The 2,969-nt window shown below is 51.8% G+C and carries 1 rRNA gene; it reads left to right on the top strand.

Going from position 1 to position 2,969, the window contains the following annotated elements:
• Positions 1-26: 26 nt before the first annotated feature.
• Positions 27-2,914: ribosomal RNA gene (locus JIG40_RS12040) — 23S ribosomal RNA — on the top strand.
• The last annotated feature ends 55 nt before the right edge of the window (positions 2,915-2,969 follow it).

Raw genomic sequence — 2,969 nt, 5'->3', positions numbered from 1 at the left:
CAACCCGAAACTCCTTCGGGTTGTATGGTTAAGTGACTAAGCGTACACGGTGGATGCCTTGGCAGTCAGAGGCGATGAAGGACGTAGTAACTTGCGATAAGCTCAGATTAGGCAGTAACAGCCACTTGAGTCTGAGATTTCCGAATGGGGAAACCCAACTGCATAAGCAGTTACTGTTAACTGAATACATAGGTTAACAGGGCGAACCGGGGGAACTGAAACATCTAAGTACCCCGAGGAGAAGAAATCAACCGAGATTCCGATAGTAGCGGCGAGCGAAATTGGATTAGCCCTTAAGCTTTACATGCGTCAGGTGAAGGTTCTGGAAAGGACCGCGAAACAGGGTGATAGCCCCGTAGCCGACAGCGCATGTTCAGTGAAATCGAGTAGGGCGGGACACGTGTTATCCTGTCTGAATATGGGGGGACCATCCTCCAAGGCTAAATACTCCTGACTGACCGATAGTGAACCAGTACCGTGAGGGAAAGGCGAAAAGAACCCCTGTGAGGGGAGTGAAATAGAACCTGAAACCGTGTACGTACAAGCAGTAGGAGCCTCTTCGTGGGGTGACTGCGTACCTTTTGTATAATGGGTCAGCGACTTATATTCAGTGGCAAGGTTAACCATTTAGGGGAGCCGTAGGGAAACCGAGTCTTAACTGGGCGTTCAGTCTCTGGATATAGACCCGAAACCGGGTGATCTAGCCATGGGCAGGTTGAAGGTTGAGTAACATCAACTGGAGGACCGAACCGACTAATGTTGAAAAATTAGCGGATGACTTGTGGCTAGGGGTGAAAGGCCAATCAAACTCGGAGATAGCTGGTTCTCCCCGAAAGCTATTTAGGTAGCGCCTCGGACGAATACTACTGGGGGTAGAGCACTGTTAAGGCTAGGGGGTCATCCCGACTTACCAACCCTTTGCAAACTCCGAATACCAGTAAGTACTATCCGGGAGACACACGGCGGGTGCTAACGTCCGTCGTGGAGAGGGAAACAACCCAGACCGCCAGCTAAGGTCCCAAATTACAGCTAAGTGGGAAACGATGTGGGAAGGCTCAGACAGCTAGGATGTTGGCTTAGAAGCAGCCATCATTTAAAGAAAGCGTAATAGCTCACTAGTCGAGTCGGCCTGCGCGGAAGATGTAACGGGGCTAAGCTGTAAACCGAAGCTGCGGCAATGCGATTTATCGTATTGGGTAGGGGAGCGTTCTGTAAGCCGTTGAAGGTGTGTTGTAAAGCATGCTGGAGGTATCAGAAGTGCGAATGCTGACATGAGTAACGACAAGGGGGGTGAAAAACCTCCCCGCCGGAAGACCAAGGGTTCCTGTCCAACGTTAATCGGGGCAGGGTAAGTCGACCCCTAAGGCGAGGCCGAAAGGCGTAGTCGATGGGAAACGGGTTAATATTCCCGTACTTCTTACAATTGCGATGGGGGGACGGAGAAGGCTAGGTGGGCCTGGCGACGGTTGTCCAGGTTCAAGTGCGTAGGCTTGAGGGTTAGGTAAATCCGGCTCTCTTTAAGGCTGAGACACGACGTCGAGCTACTACGGTAGTGAAGTCATTGATGCCATGCTTCCAGGAAAAGCCTCTAAGCTTCAGATTGTAAGGAATCGTACCCCAAACCGACACAGGTGGTCGGGTAGAGAATACCAAGGCGCTTGAGAGAACTCGGGTGAAGGAACTAGGCAAAATGGTACCGTAACTTCGGGAGAAGGTACGCTCTTGATGGTGAAGTCCCTCGCGGATGGAGCTGATGAGAGTCGCAGATACCAGGTGGCTGCAACTGTTTATTAAAAACACAGCACTGTGCAAAATCGTAAGATGACGTATACGGTGTGACGCCTGCCCGGTGCCGGAAGGTTAATTGATGGGGTTAGCGTAAGCGAAGCTCTTGATCGAAGCCCCGGTAAACGGCGGCCGTAACTATAACGGTCCTAAGGTAGCGAAATTCCTTGTCGGGTAAGTTCCGACCTGCACGAATGGCGTAATGATGGCCACGCTGTCTCCACCCGAGACTCAGTGAAATTGAAATCGCTGTGAAGATGCAGTGTACCCGCGGCTAGACGGAAAGACCCCGTGAACCTTTACTACAGCTTGGCACTGAACATTGAACCTACATGTGTAGGATAGGTGGGAGGCTTTGAAGACATGACGCTAGTTGTGTTGGAGCCGTCCTTGAAATACCACCCTTGTATGTTTGATGTTCTAACTTAGCCCCGTTATCCGGGGTGAGGACAGTGCCTGGTGGGTAGTTTGACTGGGGCGGTCTCCTCCCAAAGAGTAACGGAGGAGCACGAAGGTGGGCTAATCACGGTTGGACATCGTGAGGTTAGTGCAATGGCATAAGCCCGCTTAACTGCGAGAATGACGGTTCGAGCAGGTGCGAAAGCAGGTCATAGTGATCCGGTGGTTCTGTATGGAAGGGCCATCGCTCAACGGATAAAAGGTACTCCGGGGATAACAGGCTGATACCGCCCAAGAGTTCATATCGACGGCGGTGTTTGGCACCTCGATGTCGGCTCATCACATCCTGGGGCTGAAGTCGGTCCCAAGGGTATGGCTGTTCGCCATTTAAAGTGGTACGCGAGCTGGGTTTAGAACGTCGTGAGACAGTTCGGTCCCTATCTGCCGTGGGCGTTGGAAGATTGAAGGGGGCTGCTCCTAGTACGAGAGGACCGGAGTGGACGAACCTCTGGTGTTCGGGTTGTGTCGCCAGACGCATTGCCCGGTAGCTAAGTTCGGAATCGATAACCGCTGAAAGCATCTAAGCGGGAAGCGAGCCCTGAGATGAGTCTTCCCTGACGGTTTAACCGTCCTAAAGGGTTGTTCGAGACTAGAACGTTGATAGGCAGGGTGTGTAAGCGTTGTGAGGCGTTGAGCTAACCTGTACTAATTGCCCGTGAGGCTTAACCATACAACACCCAAGGGGTTTTGTAGTGGACTCAAAGCTAAGCGCATAAGAATGTGTT

The organism is Vibrio sp. bablab_jr001, from assembly GCF_016464285.1.
Taxonomy (GTDB): Bacteria; Pseudomonadota; Gammaproteobacteria; order Enterobacterales; family Vibrionaceae; genus Vibrio; species Vibrio fluvialis.
Note: the sequence above shows the minus strand (reverse complement) of the source record. Positions and strands in the feature narration are given on the sequence as shown.